The 17,766-nt window shown below is 67.0% G+C and carries 17 protein-coding genes; 13 read left to right on the top strand and 4 right to left on the bottom strand.

The window, feature by feature from the left end; genetic code table 11:
- Positions 1-26: 26 nt before the first annotated feature.
- The 12 genes from B2W22_RS16595 (at position 27) to B2W22_RS16540 (ending at position 13,543) form a co-directional block, all read left to right on the top strand.
- Positions 27-1,004 (top strand): PDR/VanB family oxidoreductase, encoded by a 978-nt coding sequence (locus B2W22_RS16595; RefSeq protein WP_239215403.1) that lies wholly within the window; start codon positions 27-29, stop codon positions 1,002-1,004.
- A gap of 19 nt (positions 1,005-1,023) precedes the next feature.
- Positions 1,024-2,343 (top strand): aromatic ring-hydroxylating dioxygenase subunit alpha, encoded by a 1,320-nt coding sequence (locus B2W22_RS16590; RefSeq protein ID WP_239215405.1) that lies wholly within the window; start codon positions 1,024-1,026, stop codon positions 2,341-2,343.
- A complete protein-coding gene (locus tag B2W22_RS16585) occupies positions 2,340-2,831 on the top strand; it encodes an aromatic-ring-hydroxylating dioxygenase subunit beta (protein ID WP_286938829.1) in 492 nt (163 codons plus the stop codon). Before B2W22_RS16590 ends, B2W22_RS16585 begins: the two co-directional genes overlap by 4 nt.
- Positions 2,832-2,840: 9 nt before the next feature.
- Positions 2,841-4,481 carry an AMP-binding protein gene (locus B2W22_RS16580; RefSeq protein WP_286938827.1) on the top strand — a complete coding sequence of 547 codons (1,641 nt, stop codon included), beginning with the start codon at positions 2,841-2,843 and terminating at the stop codon, positions 4,479-4,481.
- Positions 4,478-5,647 (top strand): thiolase family protein, encoded by a 1,170-nt coding sequence (locus tag B2W22_RS16575; protein WP_286938825.1) that lies wholly within the window; start codon positions 4,478-4,480, stop codon positions 5,645-5,647. The genes B2W22_RS16580 and B2W22_RS16575 overlap by 4 nt, the downstream gene beginning before the upstream one ends.
- A complete protein-coding gene (locus B2W22_RS16570) occupies positions 5,644-6,891 on the top strand; it encodes an SDR family NAD(P)-dependent oxidoreductase (RefSeq protein ID WP_286938823.1) in 1,248 nt (415 codons plus the stop codon). The genes B2W22_RS16575 and B2W22_RS16570 overlap by 4 nt, the downstream gene beginning before the upstream one ends.
- A gap of 49 nt (positions 6,892-6,940) precedes the next feature.
- A complete protein-coding gene (locus B2W22_RS16565; RefSeq protein WP_152383539.1) occupies positions 6,941-7,726 on the top strand; it encodes a cyclase family protein in 786 nt (261 codons plus the stop codon).
- 37 nt (positions 7,727-7,763) lie between these two features.
- Positions 7,764-8,492, top strand: coding sequence for an SDR family NAD(P)-dependent oxidoreductase (locus B2W22_RS16560; RefSeq protein WP_286938820.1), 729 nt, complete (start codon positions 7,764-7,766; stop codon positions 8,490-8,492).
- Positions 8,493-8,658: 166 nt separating this feature from the next.
- Positions 8,659-9,810 carry an ABC transporter substrate-binding protein gene (locus B2W22_RS16555; protein ID WP_239215412.1) on the top strand — a complete coding sequence of 384 codons (1,152 nt, stop codon included), beginning with the start codon at positions 8,659-8,661 and terminating at the stop codon, positions 9,808-9,810.
- A 165-nt stretch (positions 9,811-9,975) separates the two neighbouring features.
- Positions 9,976-11,016: a branched-chain amino acid ABC transporter permease gene (locus B2W22_RS16550; RefSeq protein WP_175138825.1), complete on the top strand. Its 1,041-nt coding sequence runs from the start codon at positions 9,976-9,978 to the stop codon at positions 11,014-11,016.
- Positions 11,013-12,809: a branched-chain amino acid ABC transporter ATP-binding protein/permease gene (locus B2W22_RS16545; protein WP_286938817.1), complete on the top strand. Its 1,797-nt coding sequence runs from the start codon at positions 11,013-11,015 to the stop codon at positions 12,807-12,809. The genes B2W22_RS16550 and B2W22_RS16545 overlap by 4 nt, the downstream gene beginning before the upstream one ends.
- Positions 12,806-13,543 (top strand): ABC transporter ATP-binding protein, encoded by a 738-nt coding sequence (locus B2W22_RS16540; RefSeq protein WP_175138827.1) that lies wholly within the window; start codon positions 12,806-12,808, stop codon positions 13,541-13,543. Before B2W22_RS16545 ends, B2W22_RS16540 begins: the two co-directional genes overlap by 4 nt.
- 27 nt (positions 13,544-13,570) lie before the next feature.
- Here the strand turns inward: B2W22_RS16540 and B2W22_RS16535 are convergent, their stop codons facing one another.
- Entirely contained in the window at positions 13,571-14,506 is a 936-nt protein-coding gene (locus B2W22_RS16535) for a glycosyltransferase family 2 protein (RefSeq protein ID WP_175123228.1), read from the bottom strand.
- A 222-nt stretch (positions 14,507-14,728) separates the two neighbouring features.
- On the opposite strand from B2W22_RS16535, the gene B2W22_RS16530 reads away from it, so the two are divergent.
- Entirely contained in the window at positions 14,729-15,694 is a 966-nt protein-coding gene (locus tag B2W22_RS16530) for a LysR family transcriptional regulator (RefSeq protein WP_175123229.1), read from the top strand.
- 85 nt (positions 15,695-15,779) lie between these two features.
- Here the strand turns inward: B2W22_RS16530 and B2W22_RS16525 are convergent, their stop codons facing one another.
- The 3 genes from B2W22_RS16525 to B2W22_RS16515 form a co-directional block, all read right to left on the bottom strand.
- Positions 15,780-15,908 carry a hypothetical protein gene (locus B2W22_RS16525; RefSeq protein WP_006226408.1) on the bottom strand — a complete coding sequence of 43 codons (129 nt, stop codon included), beginning with the start codon at positions 15,906-15,908 and terminating at the stop codon, positions 15,780-15,782.
- A 264-nt stretch (positions 15,909-16,172) separates the two neighbouring features.
- Complete coding sequence (locus B2W22_RS16520) at positions 16,173-17,105, bottom strand: sugar kinase (RefSeq protein ID WP_286938815.1); 933 nt, start codon at positions 17,103-17,105, stop codon at positions 16,173-16,175.
- Complete coding sequence (locus B2W22_RS16515; RefSeq protein ID WP_286938814.1) at positions 17,098-17,748, bottom strand: bifunctional 4-hydroxy-2-oxoglutarate aldolase/2-dehydro-3-deoxy-phosphogluconate aldolase; 651 nt, start codon at positions 17,746-17,748, stop codon at positions 17,098-17,100. Before B2W22_RS16515 ends, B2W22_RS16520 begins: the two co-directional genes overlap by 8 nt.
- Positions 17,749-17,766 lie beyond the last annotated feature (18 nt).

Here is a 17,766-nt window from a genome sequence, read left to right as displayed (position 1 = left end):
GCCGACACCAGAAAGAGACAGACATCGTGCAGACACTCAAACTGATCGTCCGGGAAGTCCGGCAGGAATCACCGCTGATCCGCTCGTTCCGGCTGGCGCGCGAAGACGGCGGCACGTTGCCCGCGTTTGGCCCCGGCGCGCACCTGAAGGTGACGGTGCCGGGCCTGCGCGATCCGCGCTGCTATTCGCTGGTGCAGTTGGCGCCCGAAGCCGGCCGCTTTGCCGAGCCGGCGGAATATCGCCTGGGCGTGCGGCTGGAAGACCCCAGTCAGGGCGGATCGCGCCACATGCACGCGCTGGCCGAGGGCGACGTCCTGACCGTGGAAGGCCCCAAGAACGACTTTCCGCTGCATGAATCCCCCGCGGGCGATGAGCCGGTCGTGCTGATCGCAGGCGGCATCGGCATCACGCCCATCGCGTCCATGGCCGCCGCGCTCAAGTCAGCCGGCCGCGCCTTCCATCTGCACTACTGCGGCCGCAGCAAGGACCAGCTTGCGTTCCTGCCTGAACTGCAGGCGCTGGCGGGCGACGACCTGACGCTGCACGCCGACGACGATCCGTCCAGCCGGTTCGATCTGCAGGCGCTGCTTGCCGCGTCCAACCCGCGCCAGCACCTGTATGTCTGTGGCCCGAAGGGCCTGATCGACGCCGTCATCCAGGGCGCGCACGCGCGCCACTGGCCCGACGCCCACATCCATTTCGAACTCTTCACCACGGCCGCCGCGCAGGCCGGCGACCAGGCCTTCGAGGTCGAACTGCGCCAGTCCGGCCGCGTGCTGACGATTCCCGCCGACAAGACCATCGTCGAGGTCATGGAAGACGAAGGCTGCGACCCGATGTACGACTGCAAGCGCGGCGAATGCGGCGTCTGCCAAGCCACCGTGCTGGAAGGCGAGCCCGATCACCGCGACTACTACCTGTCCGATACCGAAAAGGCCAGCGGCAAGATCATCCAGATCTGCATCTCGCGCGCCAAGTCCGCGCGCCTGGTGCTGGACCTGTAAGCCCGACGAGGAAGCCATCATGGCCAAATACCGCGACAATCCCGACGCCATCCGCGCGCTGCTCCGCGACACCGAGGTGCACAAGGACCTTTTCATTGACCAGGAACTGTTCGACCTGGAAATGGAGCGCCTGTACGCCAACACCTGGGTCTTCGTCGGCCACGACAGCCAGGTGCCCAATTCGGGCGACTACGTCACCACCACCGTCGGCAACCAGCCCGTGGTGATGGTGCGCCACAGCGACAAGACGGTGCGCGTGCTGCACAACCGCTGCCCGCACAAGGGCACCATGGTCGCGGGCGAGGCCTGCGGCAACACGGGCAAGTTCTTTCGCTGCCCTTATCACGCCTGGACTTTCAAGACCGACGGCAGCCTGCTGTCGATCCCGCTGAAAAAGGGCTACGAGAATACCGGCCTCGAAAACTGCGAAGCCAGCCAGGGCATGGCCGCCGTCAAGGACGTGCGCAACCATCGCGGCTTTGTGTTCTGCCGCCTGAATCCCGAGGGCCAGTCGTTCGAGGAATTCTTCGGCGACTCGCTTTCCACGCTGGACAACATGGTGGACCGGTCGCCCGAAGGCCGCCTTGAGGTCGCCGGCGGCGTGCTGCGCTACATGCACCGCTGCAACTGGAAGATGCTGGTCGACAACCAGACCGACACCTGCCATCCAATGGTTGCGCACGAATCGTCGGCGGGCACGGCGGTCAAGGTCTGGGAACAGGCGCCTGAAGGCACGCCCAAGCCGATGGCGGTGGAACTGTTCGCGCCGTTCATCTCGCCGTACGAGTTCTTCGAGAACATGGGGATCCGCGTCTGGGAAAACGGCCACGGGCATACGGGCGTGTCGGACTCGATCCACGCGTCGTACTCCGGCATTCCCGGCTACTGGGAGTCGATGGTCGAGGCTTATGGCGAGGACCGCGCCAAGCAGATCCTGGGCGACGTGCGCCACAACACCGTCTACTTCCCCAACATCATGGTCAAGGGTCCGATCCAGACGCTGCGGATCTTCAAGCCGATTGCCGCCGACCGTACGCTGGTGGAGTCCTGGACCTTCCGCCTGGTGGGCGCGCCGGACCTGCTGCTGGAACGCACCCTCATGTACAACCGGCTCATCAATGCGCCGACGTCCGTGGTCGGCCACGACGACCTCGAAATGTACGAACGCGCGCAGGACGGCCTGCATTCGCGTGCGCGGGACTGGGTGAACGTGGGGCGGCTCTACGCGCCCGGCGAAGCGGACCAGAAGAACGTCGTCACCAATGGCACCAACGAATGGCAGATGCGCAACCAATATCGCGCATGGGGCCGCTACATGACCGGGCCGGAGTCGGTATGAGCGCAAGTGACCGCGAGTTGATCGATTTTGTCTACGCCGAGGCGCGCCTGCTGGATGAGCTGCGCTTCGAGGACTGGCTGGACCTGTACACCGAGGACGGCTACTACTGGATGCCGCTGGCGCACGGCCAGACCGATGCGAAGCTGCATGCGTCGCTGATGTATGAAGACAAGCTGCTACTGCGCGTGCGTGTGGAGCGGCTGGCGGGCCAGCGCACGTTTTCGCAGCAGCCCAAGAGCCGCTGCCATCATCTGCTGCAGGCGCCCGCGGTCGAACATGACCACCCGGAGGCCGCGCCATCTGAGGGGCGTCACGTCGTGCGCACCGCCTTCCATTACGTCGAGACGCGGCAGGACGCGCAGACGCTGTATGCGGGCTGGGCGACGCATCACCTGGTGGAGCAGGAAGGCGCGCTGCGCATCCGGCTCAAGCGCGTGGACCTCGTCAACTGCGACGCGGCCTTCGGCAACATCCAACTGTTCATGTAGGAGCGGACCGTGACCGCCACCGTCCACCAGGCATTTGCCAACACCGCCTCCCGCCACGGCGGCCAGCCGTTCCTGTGCATCCTGCCCGAAACCGCCGCGGCCTATGGCATCGCTGCGGGGGAACTGACCTACGCCGCAGCGGCCGACGCCATTGAGACGCTGCGCGCCGCATATGCCGCCGCGGGCTACGGCCATGGACACCGCGCGGGCCTACTGCTGGAGAACCGGCCCGCCTTCTTCCTGCACTGGTTCGCGCTGAACGCGCTGGGGGTGTCGGTCGTGCCGATCAACCCGGACCTGCGCGCCGCCGAACTGGAGTACCTGGCTGGCCACTCCGAGATCGCGCTGGCGGTCGCCCTGCCTGGGCGCCACGCGGACCTGCTGGCCGCCGCGCAACGCGCGGGCCGCGAGCTGCGCGTGATGGGGCCGGACGATGCGCCGCCCGCCGCGCCGTTCGCGGCGCCATTGCAAGGCACGGCGCTGTCGGAACTGACCGAGTGCGCGCTGCTCTACACGTCCGGCACGACCGGCCGGCCGAAAGGCTGCATCCTGCCCAACCGCTATTTCCTGCACGCGGGCGGCTGGTACGCACGCATTGGCGGGCTTGCCGCGTTGCGGCCGGGACAGGAACGCATGCTGACGCCGCTGCCGCTGGTGCACATGAACGCCATGGCGTATTCGGCGATGGCGATGGTGCTGACGGGCAGCTGCCTGATTCCGCTGGACCGCTTCCACCCGCGCTCGTGGTGGGACAGCGTGCGCGAATCGCGCGCCACCGTACTGCACTATCTGGGCGTCATGCCCGCCATTCTGATGAAGGCCGAGCCCACCCCGCAGGATCTGCAGCCGGCCATCCGCTTCGGCTTCGGCGCGGGCGTGGACCGCAAGCTGCATGCGCCCTTCGAGGCGCGCTTCGGCTTTCCGCTGCTGGAAGCCTGGGCCATGACCGAGACCGGCGCGGGCGCCGTCATCATCGCCAATCAGGAACCGCGCCACGTCGGCACCAGCAGCTTCGGCAGCGAGGAAGCTGACGTGGAGGTGCGCATCGTGACCGACGCGGGCGAACCGGCCGCCATCGGCGAACCCGGCGAACTGCTGGTGCGCCACGCAGGGGAAGATCCGCGCTATGGCTTCTTTGCCGGCTACCTGAAGGACAAGGCCGCCACCGACGAAGCCTGGGAAGGCGGCTGGTTCCACACCGGCGACATCGTGCGCCGCGAGGCCGACGGCGCGCTGCGCTTCGTGGACCGCAAGAAGAACGTGATCCGCCGCAGCGGCGAGAACATCTCGGCCGTGGAAGTGGAGAGCGTGCTGATGCAGCATCCGCTGGTCAAGGCCGTGGCGGTGGCCGCCGTGCCGGACCCGGTGCGCGGCGACGAAGTGCTGGCGTGCGTGGTGCCCGAGGCCGCACCCGCCGACGCGGATGCGATGGCCGAGGCCGCACGCAGCATCGTGCAATGGTCGCTGTCGCAGCTGGCCTACTACAAGGCGCCCGGCTATGTCGCGTTCGTGGACAGCCTGCCGCTCACCACCACCAACAAGATCCAGCGCGGCGAAATGAAGGCGCTGGCGCCCGGCCTGCCGGGCACGGCGCGCTGCGTGGACACCTGCCATCTGAAGAAGCGTCCGGCCGAAGGGGCCCACCGATGAGCCGCCTGGGCTACGACGGCGTGGTGGCGGCCCTGCCCGTCACGATTCCGTACGAACGCTATTCCACGCACGCCGCGCACTGGTGGCTGGGCCGCGCGCTGGGCGCGCTGATCCGGCAGTCCGGGTTGGCCAAGACCGACGTCGACGGCCTGTGCGTGTCCAGCTTCACGCTCGCGCCCGACACCGCGGTCGGTCTGGTCCAGCATCTGGGCATGACGCCGCGCTGGCTCGATCATATTCCGATGGGCGGCGCGAGCGGCGTGGCCGCGCTGCGTCGTGCGGCGCGCGCCGTGCAGGCGGGCGATGCCAACGTCGTGGCCTGCCTGGCCGGCGACACGAACCACGTGGACTCGTTCCGCAACACGGTCAGCCAGTTCTCGCGCTTTGCGCAGGACGCCGTCTACCCGTACGGCGCGGGCGGCCCGAACGCCAGCTTTGCCCTGCTGACCGCCAACTACATGCGCGAGACGGGCGCCACGCGCGAAGACTTCGGCAAGCTCTGCGTGGCCCAGCGCGACAACGCCCTGCGCTATCCGCACGCGCTGATGAAAAAGCCGCTGACGCTGGCGCAGTATCTGGACGCGCGCGTCATCACCGAGCCGATCCACCTGTTCGACTGCGTCATGCCGTGCGCCGGGGCCGACGCATTCCTGGTCATGAGCGAGGACCGCGCCCGCGCGCTGAAGCTGCCTTACGCGCGCATCCTGTCGACCATCGAGCGCCACAACGCCTGGATCGACGATCCGATCCAGACGCGGGGAGGCTGGACCATGGACGTGGACGAGTTGTACGGGCAGGCCAACGCCGCGCCGGCCGACATGGATTTCCTGCAGGCCTACGACGACTATCCCGTCATCAACCTGATGCAGATGGAAGACCTGGGCTTCTGCAAAAAAGGCGCCGCGCCGCAATTCGTGCGGGACAACACCTTTACCGTGGACGGCAGCTTTCCGTTCAACACCAATGGCGGCCAGTTGTCGGTCGGCCAGGCCGGCGCAGCCGGCGGCTATCTGGGCATGGTCGAGGCGCTGCGCCAGTTGACCGGCACGGCCGGCGGCACGCAGGTCAGCGATGCGAAGCTGGGCATGGTGAGCGGCTTCGGCATGATCAATTACGACCGCGGGCTGTGCACGGCCGCGGCGATTCTGGCAAGGAGCGACGCATGACCGAGCCGCTGGCCAAGCCGCCTCGCAAGAATCCCGTCGCGCGCACCCGGCAGCCCACGCTGCCGCCGGGCTCGCGCAGCCGCAGCGCGCTGGGGCTGACCGCTGCCGCCGCCGAAGGGCGCTTCGATCTGCAGACCTGCGCCGAGTGCGGCACGGTGCAGTACCCGCCGCGCGAAGTTTGCGGCCATTGCCTGTCGGAACACCTGCCGTGGCGGCCCGCCGATCCGAACGGCGTGCTGCTGGTCAGCACCACGCTCCATCACAGCAACGACCTGTATTTCCGCGAACGCCTGCCCTGGCGCGTGGGCACGGTGCGGATGGACGCCGGTCCGTCCGTCGTGGCGCACGTCCACCAGGATTGCGCCGATGGCGCGCGTGTGCGCCTCGCGTTGAAACTGGACCGCAGCGGCCAGGCCGTGATGATCGCCCTGCCCGAAAGGAATACGCCGAACATGGAAGACGACAAGACACTGCGCGAGACCTCGTGCGATCCGAAATTCCGCCGCGTGCTGGTCACGGACGGCAAGTCGGCCGTCGGTCAGGCCGTGGCGCGCGCGCTGCTGGACGCGGGCAGCCCGATGATCTTTCTGGGCGATCCGCAGGCGTGGAAACGCGACGCCGCGTTTGACGCGCTGGCGGCCGATCCGCGCGTGCAGGCGGTGACGCTGGACGTGACCGACACCGATTCCGTCGAGCGTGTGGCCGCGTCGATTGGCGGCAAAGTCGAGATCCTGGTGAACACGGCGGACCTGGAGCGCGAAGGCGGACTGCTTAGCCGCAAGGACGTGAACACCGCGCGCGACGCGATGGACGTCAACGTACTGGGCCTGATGCGGCTGGCGCAGAGCTTCGGCCCCGCGCTGTGCGGCCGCGCCGCCGACGGCGTGAACAACGCCGCCGCGTGGGTCAACGTACTGTCAATCTACGCGCACATGAACTTGCCATCGCGCGGCATGTGGTCCGCGTCCAAGGCTGCCGCGCTATCGCTGGCGCAATGCCTGCGCGCCGAAATGCGTGGCGCGGGCGTGCGGGTGGTGAACGTGTTTCCCGGCCCGGTCGATCACGAATGGGAACAGCGCACGCCGCCGCCGCGCGTGGCGCCGGCTGCGATCGCCGCCGCGATTGTGCGCGCGCTGAAGGACGGTATCGAAGACGTGTACGTGGGCGACGTTGCGCAGGAATTCCGCACGCGGCTGGCCGAGAACCCGAAGGGACTGGAACGGGATCTGGGCGCGGGCGGCTGACCGCCTGCCCCACGCGTCGTCCCCCAACAAGCACCAACAGGAGAGCACCGTGAGTCAACCCATTCTTGCCCAATTCATGACCGAGCTGGTCTCCGGCCGCATCCGCCTGGTGGACCTGACCGAGACGCTGACGCCGGAGTTTCCGACCATCGTGCTGCCGCCCGAATTCGGCCAGGCGTGGCCGTTCCGGATCGAGGAGATTTCGCGCTATGACGAGCGCGGGCCGGCCTGGTACTGGAACAACTTCTCGTGCTCGGAACACACCGGCACGCACTTCGACGCCCCCGCGCACTGGGTCACGGGCAAGGACCAGCCGGACAACACGGTGGACACGATTCCCATCGACGCCTTCATCGCCAGCGCCTGCGTGATCGACTGTTCCGCCGAAGCGGCCGGCAATCCGGACTTTTTGCTGACCATCGACTTCGTCAAGAAATGGGAAGAACAGCACGGCCGCATCCCCGCAAGGTCGTGGGTGCTAATGCGCACCGACTGGTCCAAGCGCGCCAAGCCCGCCGACTACCTGAACATGCAGGCCGACGGCGCGCATTCGCCCGGCCCGGATGCCGAGGTCGTGCCCTGGCTCATCAAGGAGCGCGACGTGCACGGGTTCGGCACAGAGTCGGTGGGCACGGACGCGGGGCAAGCCCAGCACCTGGATCCGCCCTACCCCTGCCACTACTACATGCACGGCAACAACCGCTACGGCCTGCAGTGCCTGACCAACCTGGACCAGCTGCCGGCCACCGGCGCGGTGATCTTCTCGGCGCCGCTCAAGATCCGCAGCGGCTCGGGCAGTCCGCTGCGCGTGCTGGCGCTGGCGCCCACGGCCTGATCGCTGCCGGACCATACCAATAAATCAAGGGGGAACCATGACGCAAACCCATGTGGCCATCGTGACCGGCGGCAGCGCCGGCATCGGGGCGGAAATCTGCCGCAGCATGCTGGACGCGGGCTACGAGGTGATCTCGATGGCGCGCCGCGCCGCTGACTTCTCGCATCCGCGCCTGCACAACGTGCAGGTCGACCTGCTGGACGCCACCGCGACCGCGCAGGCGGGCGCCGAAGCCGCCGCCCAATTTCCGATCAGCCACGTTATCCACAACGCCGGCGTGATCTGGCCGAATCTGCTGCCGCAGGTCACGCAGGAAGAATTGCATGGTCTGACGCAGATCCATCTGGGCGCCGCCATCAGCCTGGTGCAGGCCGCGCTGCCAGGCATGCAGGAACGCAAGTTCGGCCGCATCGTGATGATGTCGTCGCGCGGCGCGCTGGGCCTGCCCAAGCGCACCGCCTATTCGGCCACCAAGGCCGGCATGGTGGGCATGGCCCGCACCTGGTCGCTGGAACTGGCGCCATACGGCATCACCGTCAACGTGGTGGCGCCGGGCCCGATCCAGACCGACATGTTCTACGAGGTGATCGAGGCCGGCAGCGAACGCGAACGCCAGCTTGCCGAGGGCATTCCGGTCAAGCGCCTGGGCCGCTCGGACGACGTGGCGCGCGCCGTGATGTTCTTCGCGGATCCCGCCAACAGCTTCGTCACCGGCCAGACGCTGTTCGTCTGCGGCGGCGCCAGCGTCAGCTCCATCACCATCTGACCGCCCCGCGCTTCGGGTTTTGACGGATAGGTAAGCACCGGGACCCGGGTCTACAGTGCTGATCCTTGAACGTAAGAAAGTTTAAGCAACAAGTATTCCCGCAGTTCCCGTTTTCTCCGCTTTCCAGCCGCACTCCCACTCTGCTCCCTACCCCGGAGGTTTTGCCATGCTGTCGAAGAAACTCCCCCTGGCCGCTGCCGCCGCCGTCGCCGCCCTGTTCGCCCTGCCCGCCCTGGCGCAAGTCAAGGTCGGCGTGGTCACCTCGTCCACCGGCCCCACCGCGCTGGTCGGGATTCCGCAGAAGAACACGGTGCCGCTGCTGCCCAAGAAGATCGGCGACCTGACCGTGGAATACATCTCGCTGGACGACGCCAGCGATTCCACGAACTCGGTCACGGCCTTCAAGAAGCTGATCTCGGAGCAGAACGTGGATGCGCTGATCGGGCCGTCGGGCTCGCCCAACGCCATGGGCGTGATCCAGTTCGCGGCCGAGGCCGGCGTGCCGATGCTGGCGCCGGTGGGCACCGCCGCGGTGGTGTTGCCGATGAACGACCAGAAGAAGTGGGTGTTCAAGACCACGCAGAACGACGACATCATCGCGCGCGCGCTGGTGGACCACATGGCCAAGACCGGCATCAAGACGGTCGGCTTCATCGGCCTGAACGATCCCTATGGCGAGAATTGGTACAAGGTGTTCTCGGGCCTGGCCGCGGAAAAGGGCATCAAGATCGCCGCCAACGAACGCTACCTGCGCTTTGACAGCTCGGTCACCGGCCAGGCGCTGAAGATCCTGGCCGCCAAGCCCGACGCCGTGCTGGTCGCCGCCCCTGGCGCTGCCAGCGTGCTGCCGCAGACGACGCTGTTCGATCAGGGCTACAAGGGCAAGTTCTACCAGACCCACGGCGCCGCGCTGCCCGACTTCCTGAAGCTGGGCGGCAAGAAGGTTGAAGGCACGGTGCTGGCCGCCAGCCTGATGCTGGTGCTGCCGGAAATGCCGGACAGCAACCCGTCCAAGAAGGTGGCCACCGAGTACATCGCCGCCTACGAAAAGCTGAACGGCTCCAAGCCCGCCACCTTCGGCGCCAACGTCTATGACGCCGGCCTGCTGCTGGAAAAGGCCGTGCCGATCGCCGAGAAGGCCGGCAAGCCGGGCACCAAGGAGTTCCGCAGCGCCCTGCGCGACGCGCTGGAACAGACCAAGGAGCTGGTGGGCACGCAAGGCGTCTACAACATGAGCGCCGCCGACCACAGCGGCTTTGACGAACGCGGCCGCGAGCTCATCACCGTCAAGGACGGCAACTGGACCCTGGTCAAGTAAAAAGATTTCCCCCCCACGCTCACATGCGCTGCGGGGCGTCGCCAGGAAGCAGGCTCCGCGCGTCCCATCGGGATGCCGCGGATCCGGCTCCGCCGGTCCGCAGGCATGCCCCTGGGGGAAAGCGCGCAGCGCTTCGGGGGGGAAATCAGCTTTTCGGAATTTCGCATGAATGCTCAGATTGCCTTGATACTCGGGCAGGACGGCATCACCAATGGCGCCATCTACGCGCTCCTGGCGTTGTCCATCCTGCTCGTCTTCACCGTCACCCGCGTCCTGTTCATCCCGCAGGGCGAGTTCGTCGCCTTTGGCGCGCTCACCATGGCCGCCATGCAGGCCGGCAAGCCCATCCTGCTGGTCTGGCTGCTGCTCGCGTTCGCGCTGGCCGAGGTCATCGCCGATCTGATGGCGCGCCGCAAGCGCCCCGCGCGCGGCCGCACCCACTGGCGCATGGCGGCCAAGGTGATCTATCCGCTGGCGCTGGCGCTACTGCTGTACCGCCTGCCGCTCGCGCAACTGCCGATGGCGGTGCAGGCGCTGCTGACGCTGCTGTTGCTGGTGCCGATGGGTCCGCAGCTCTATCGCCTGTTCTATCAGCCGATCGCATCGGCCTCGACACTGGTGCTGCTGATCGTCTCGATCGCGGTCCACCTGGCGCTGGTCGGCCTGGGCCTGCTGGCGTTCGGCGCGGAAGGCGCGCGCACCGCGCCGTTCAGCGACGCCAGCATGACGCTCGGTCCGATCAACGTGAACAGCCAGGCGCTGTGGGTGGTGGCGGTGTCGGTGGTGCTGATCGTCGTGCTGTACCAGTTCTTTGAACGCTCGATGTACGGCAAGGCGCTGCGCGCCGCGGCGTTCAACCGTATCGGCGCGCGCCTGATGGGCATCTCGCCCGTGTTCGCGGGCAAGGCCACGTTCTTTCTGGCCGCGTTGATCGGCACCGTGTCGGGCATCCTGATCGCGCCCATCACCACCATGTATTTCGATTCGGGCTTCATGGTCAGCCTGAAAGGCTTTGTGGGCGCGATCATCGGCGGGCTGGTGAGCTATCCGCTCGCCGCGGCGGGCGCCGTGCTGGTCGGGCTGATCGAAGCCTTCTCGTCGTTCTGGGCCAGCGCCTACAAGGAAATCATCGTGTTCACGCTGATCATCCCCGTGCTGCTCTGGCGTTCACTCAACAGCCATCACGTCGAGGAAGAAGACGAATGACCCCGCGCCACATCCTCCTCGCCTTTTTGGCCCTGCTGGCGCTCGGCCCCCTGGTGCTGCCGCCTTTCTACGTCACGCTGTTGAACTACATCGGCCTGTATGCGCTGGTGGCGCTGGGTCTGGTGCTGCTGACCGGCGTCGGCGGCCTGACCAGCTTCGGGCAGGCCGCCTTCGTGGGCGTGGGCGCCTACACCACGGCGCTGCTGACCACGCGCGCGGACACGCTGCCGTCGTGGCTTGGCTGGCTGGGCGCGTCGCCCTGGCTCACGCTGCTGGCCGGCCTGGCGCTGACGCTGGCGCTGGCCTACCTGCTGGGCGCGATCACGCTCAAGCTGTCCGGCCACTTCCTGCCGCTGGGCACCATCGCCTGGGGGCTGTCGCTGTACTTCGTCTTCGGCTCGGTCGAAGGGCTGGGCGGCCACACCGGCATCCCGGACATTCCGGCCATCAGCCTGTTCGGCTGGACGCTCAACCAGGGCGGCAACATCTACTACCTGATCTGGGCTTTCCTGCTGGTCGCCGTGTGGTCCACGCAGAACCTGCTGGACTCGCGCGAAGGCCGCGCCATCCGCGCGCTCAAGGGCGGGCGCGTAATGGCCGAATCCATGGGCGTGGACACGGCGCGCTCGCGCATGGTGATCTTCGTCATCGCGGCACTGCAGGCGTGCGCGTCGGGGTGGCTGTACGCGCACATGCAGCGCTTCGTGAACCCCAACCCCTTCGGCCTGCAGATGGGCATCGAATACCTGTTCATGACCGTCATCGGCGGCGCCGGACAGGTGTGGGGCGCGCTGGTCGGCGCGGGCGTCTTCACGGTGCTCAAGCAATGGCTGCAGGACCTTCTGCCCAAGGTGCTGGGCCAGACCGGCAACTTCGAAGTGATCGTCTTCGGCTTCGGCATGGTGCTGCTGTTGCACCGCGCCCGCAGCGGCCTGTGGCCGGTGCTGACGCGCTGGGTGCCGGTCAAGCGCAAGCCGCGTCATGTCGACATGACGGCCGAACCGCTGCCCCGGCGCACCATGCCGCCGCGCGGCGAGGTGGTGCTGAAAGCCGTGGACGTGACGCGCAAGTTCGGCGGCCTGGTGGCCAACAACGCCATGAACCTGGAGATCCGCGCGGGCGAAGTGCTGGCGCTGATCGGCCCCAATGGCGCGGGCAAGAGCACGATGTTCAACCAGATCTCGGGCGTGGATACGCCGACGTCGGGACAGGTCACGCTGCTGGGCCAGCCGGTTGCCGGCGTGGGCGCGCGCAAGATCGCGCGCCTGGGTCTGTCGCGCACGTTCCAGCACGTGCGGCTGCTGGGCCGCATGAGCGTGCTGGAAAACGTGGCCATCGGCGCGCACCTGCGCGGGCATCGCGGCGTGCTGCCGGCCGCCTGGCGGCTGGACCGGCCCGAAGAGGCGCGCCTGCTGGCCGAAGCCGCGCGTCAGGTCGAGCGCGTGGGGCTGGGCAAGCATCTGCATGACGAGGCGGGCTCGCTGGCGCTGGGCCAGCAGCGCATTCTGGAGATCGCGCGCGCGCTGGCGTCCGACCCGTGCATCCTGCTGCTGGACGAACCCGCGGCCGGCCTGCGCTATCAAGAGAAATGCGAGCTGGCCGAGCTGCTCAAGCGCCTGCGCGCCGAAGGCATGGCCATCCTGCTTGTCGAACACGACATGGATTTCGTGATGGGGCTGGTGGATCGCGTCGTCGTCATGGACTTCGGCGAAAAGATCGCCGAAGGCCTGCCGTCCGAGATCCAGCAGAATCCCGCGGTGCTTGAAGCGTATCTGGGCGGAGTGGAAGAATGAGCGCGAAACTGCTGCAAGTGCGCGACCTGCGCGTGGCCTACGACAAGGTCGAGGCGGTCTCCGGCGTCAGCCTGGAAGTGGGCGAAGGCCAGATCGTGACCGTGATCGGTCCCAACGGCGCGGGCAAGACCACGCTGCTGTCGGCCATCATGGGCGTGCTGCCATCGCAGGGCGGCATCACCTTCGGCGGTAAGGCGCAGGAGCACGCCGAGATCGAGGAGATGGTCGCCGCGGGCATGAACCTGGTGCCCGAAAAACGCGAGCTTTTCGCGGAAATGACGGTCGAGGACAACCTCATGCTAGGCGCCTTCGACCGCTATCGCCGTGGCCTGCGCGACCAGGACCAGACGCTGGCCGAGGTCTTTGAACTGTTTCCCCGGCTGCAAGAACGGCGCGCGCAATTGGCCGGCACGCTATCCGGCGGCGAGCGCCAGATGCTGGCCGTCGGCCGCGCGCTGATGGCCAAACCCCGCCTGCTGATGCTGGACGAACCCAGCCTGGGGCTGGCGCCGCGCATCGTGCGCGAAGTGTTCCGCATCGTCGCGCGGCTGCGCGAGATGGGCGTGTCCATCCTCTTGATCGAACAGAACGCGCGCGCCGCGCTGCAGGTGGCCGATTACGCCTATGTGCTGGAAACCGGAACGGTGACGCTGGAAGGTCCGGCGGCCGAGGTGGCGCAGGATCCGCGCGTCGTGGAGGTCTATCTGGGACTGGGGCACGGCGCGCCTGCGTGACGCAGGCTGCCGGGTCGGCCGGCTGGGTCAGGCCACGCCGCGACGCCGATCGCGGCGGTACAGCGCATACCCCAGCGGGTACATGACGGCCACGAGAAACGTCGCGACCGGATGGGTCAGCCGGTAGGCCTGCACGGCCGTCGGCACGCCGGAATGCTTCAGGTGCAGGCGAAAACGCGTGTAGCGCGCCGCCGCCATCATGAATTCGCGCGGGCGGTAGCGGAAGAATTCCAGGTGATGCTGCAACATGTCCCAGGCCAGCAGGTACAAGCCCTGGGCGTTGTTGCTGACGGACACCGCGCCCTGGCTCAGGCCACCGGGCGTGTCGTGATAGGTGCGCACTACGCGGTTGATGAAGCGGCTGAGATAGCCCGCACGCGCCACCGCCCACCACACCAGGCTTTCGGGCACGAAGCCCGCCACGTCCTCGGGAAACGGGTATTTGCGCAGGATATCCGTGCGCATACAGCCGAATTTCTCGCCCTTGATGCGGTAGCGGAAATACACGTCGACGGCGGTGCTGTCGAACACGTCCTGCGGATAACGGTCGCCGACGATGGTGCCGTCGGGCCGCGCGCACAGCCCGGTAATGGCGAAATACGAGTCGCGGCGTGCGGGCGGAATTGCGTTCCAGGCCTCATGGAAAATGGCCAGCGCGTCCGGCGGCATTTCGTCGTCGCTATCCAGGCCCACGATCATCTGGCCGCGCGCCTCGCGCACGCCACGATTGAAGGCGGTCTTCTTGTGCTGATTGTTCTGCCAGACATAGCGGATCGGAAAATCCGCCAGCGATTGCCAATGCAGGATGGACTCGTGCGTGTTGTCGGTGGAGCCGTCGTCCACCACCACCCATTCAAAATCCCGGAAAGTCTGCTGGCAGAGCGATTCGTAGACGCGGTGCAGGGTTCCTGCCCGGTTGTAGGTCGGCGTCAGAACGGTGAAAAAAATCGGCGTATCGGTCATGCCTGCTGTGCCCCTTGCGATCTTCCAGAAACCGCTGCGGTCTTGGTTCTTATGATTTCGCCTGAAGTGTAGGGGATATGCCTCGGGGAACCGATTCCACGGCTTTGGAATTTGCAATCAAATCTGACAAACCGTGCGGTTTTTTTTGATGCCGTGCGCTGCGCGGGGCATTGGCCGCAGGGCATCGTGGCGTAAACTCGGGCGGCCCAATTCGGAACGCCTATGGAAGCCTCGACCGTCCAGCTCAATGACATCGCCTTGTTCGTGGAGGTTGCCAAGCGCAAGAGCTTCAGCCAGGCCGCGCGCGCGCTGGACATGCCGACGTCGACGCTGTCGCGCCGGATCAACGAACTGGAACGCGCGATCGGGCTGCGGCTCATCAACCGCAACACGCGTCGGCTGGATCTGACCGACGCGGGCGCGGCCTACATGCGCCGGTGCCAGGGCCTCATCGACGAAGCCCGGCTGGCGCACGAGCAACTGCTGTCATTGTCGGGCGGTCCGTCGGGCAATCTGCGCGTCTCCATGCCGTACAGCCTGGCCATCTGGCTGCTGCCCGAGACCATCAGCGATTTCACCGATCGCTATCCCGAAGTGGAATGCGAATTTGACCTGAGCATGATGACGGCCTCCGACGCACAGGGCACGCCGTTCGACATCGTGCTGCGGTTCGGCCGCGAAGCCGACTATCCGGGCGCCTCCGCCGACAACGGCAATGGCAACGGCACGCCGCATCGCGCCATCGAGGGCGCCGTGGTGCACGAGCTGGTTTCGCTGGAAACGCATCTGTACGCGTCCGACAGCTATATTGCGCGTCATGGCGAGCCGCAGACGCCGGCCGATCTGTCGCAGCACCAGTGCCTGCGCACGACCATCGACGAAGCCCATTCGTACTGGACGCTGAATAACGGCGCGATTTCGCAGCGCGTGGCCGTGCACGGACATCTGGCCGCCAACAACATGAGCATCGCGGGAACGCTGGCCGGCCTGGACCTGGCCATCACGCGCATGCCGCATTGCCTGGCGCTGGAACCGATCATCCAGCGCAACTCGCTGCGGCGCGTGTTGCCGGGCTGGTCGGTGGATCCGATCTCGATCTATGTGGTTTTCCCTTCCAGCATCCAGCCGGCCAAGACCCGCGCGTTCATGGATTTCATCCGGCCCAAGCTCGGGGCCCCGCAGGCCTGACGAAAAAAAACCGCAGGGCTCGCGCCTTGCGGTTTTTCTTTGATCAGGCCAAGCAGGTCCGAGACCTGCCGGCCGAACGCATCATTTAGACGCGCTTGATCTTTTCCAGCATCTTGAACACGCCCTTGGGCGACTTGACGAACAAGCGCTTGAAAGCCTTGCCCAAGCAACGGCGTTCCAGGGTGTTACGACGCACGCGTTTGCGTTCAGCCATGTTGATTCTCCTGTTGAATTTGCGGAAAGTGGCCCGCACAACCGGAAACCGGACTGGCGGAAAAAATTCGGATAACTTGGCATTTTAGCCTGAAATCCAAATCGGACGCCAATGGGCGGATTTCAAGGGTGCCAACCGGGGCTTACGCACCGCCTGAAACAACCAGGGACAAATCGGCGGCGGATACGCCAAGGCGCCAAGGCGCGGCGCAATATGGCTGGATCGCGGTCCGTCTCAGCCCGCTGCACCGCCGCCCTGCCGCGCTCAGCCCGACGTTTCCTTCAGCCGTTCCCACACCTGCTCCGCCCGCGGCAGCGGATCGACCGCGCCGTAGCCCAGCGTGGACAGCGCCGCCGCCGCATTGGCATAACGCACGGCGTCTTCCCAGGCATCGCCCTGGCAACGCCGCGCCAGCAGGCTGCCGCCAAAGCAGTCGCCCGCGCCGGTCGCGTCCACCGCCTGCACCCGCAGCGCCGGCATCGCCGCGCGCGTGCGGCCGTCGTCGATGATGGAGCCGTCTTTGCCAAGCTTCAGAACCACCACGCCCGGCGCGCCGCCGTCGCGAATCCAGTCCAGCGTGCGCTCCGGGTCGTCGTTGCCGGTCAGGTGCTGCATGTCGTCCATGCTGGGCAGAAACACGTCCGCCGTGCGCATGGCTTCGCGCAGGATGGCACGGGCGCGGTCCACGGGCCACAGGCGCAACCGCAGATTGGAATCCAGGCTGACCTGCGCGCCAGCGGCATGCGCGCGCTCGATGGCGGCGAAGACCGTATCGCACGCGGTGGTGCTGATAGCCATGCTGATGCCCGACACGTGCAGGAAACGCGTGCGTTCGATCAGGCCCGCGTCCAGGCTGGCCGGCGTCATCAGGCTGGCGGCCGAGCCGCGCCGCAGATAGCTGAAAGCATGGCCGTCAGGTCCGTGCTGCACGAAGTACAGGCCGGTGTGCGCGTCATCGTCGACCTCCACTCCGGACGTGTCGACGCCCTCGTTCTGCCACAGGTCCAGAAACTGCTTGCCGAAGGCGTCGTTGCCGACCCGGGTCAGATACGCGCAGCGCGCGCCCTGGCGGGCGGCTGCGATCACCGCGTTGGAGGTGTCGCCGCCGAAACCCTGCAGGTATTGCCGCTGGCCTTCGTGCGTCTGGTTCAGCTCGACCAGCGGCTCGCCCAGCGCGACGATGTCGAAGTCAGCCATGAGCGGCCTCGCGGGTCCGGGTGATCTGCGCCACCAGCGCGGCGGTGTCGCGCGACGCGAAGGCGGCCTTGTCGTAGAGGTTGCTGCCGATGCCGACCAGGCCGGCGCCGGCCGCGAAATACGTACCCATGTTTTCCTGCGTGATGCCGCCCGTGGGGCAGAAGATCGTGTCCGGGTACACCGACTTCAGCGCAGCCAGGTGCTTGGGGCCGCCGGTGTCCGCCGGGAACACCTTCACCACGTCCACGCCGGCGCGGCGCGCGGCCAGGACCTCGGTCGGGGTGAAGGCGCCCAGCATGCACAGCGCGTCGGCGGCGTGGGCCATGTCCACGATCTCGTGGGCCAGGGCGGGCGACACCAGGAAATCGGCGCCCGCCACCAGCGCCTCGCGCGCTTGCGACTCGTCCAGCACGGTGCCCACGCCCAGCAGCAGGCTGGCGCCGTGCTTGTCGCGCAGCGCGCGCACCAGATCTGTGACGTTCGGAATGGTCCAGGTCAGTTCCAGCGTGGAGCAGCCGGCCGACACCGCGACTTCGGCGGCATAGGCCGCGGCGGCCGCGTCGGTGTAGCGCAGGACGGGCACGACGCGGGCGGCCAACAGGGCGGCAAGCTTGGAGGCGATGGGAGCAGCGGTTGCGGTCATGGATTTCCTCTGGGGCTG

This window comes from Achromobacter sp. UBA4530, assembly GCF_002388205.1.
Taxonomy (GTDB): domain Bacteria; phylum Pseudomonadota; class Gammaproteobacteria; order Burkholderiales; family Burkholderiaceae_B; genus Achromobacter; species Achromobacter animicus.
Note: the sequence above shows the minus strand (reverse complement) of the source record. Positions and strands in the feature narration are given on the sequence as shown.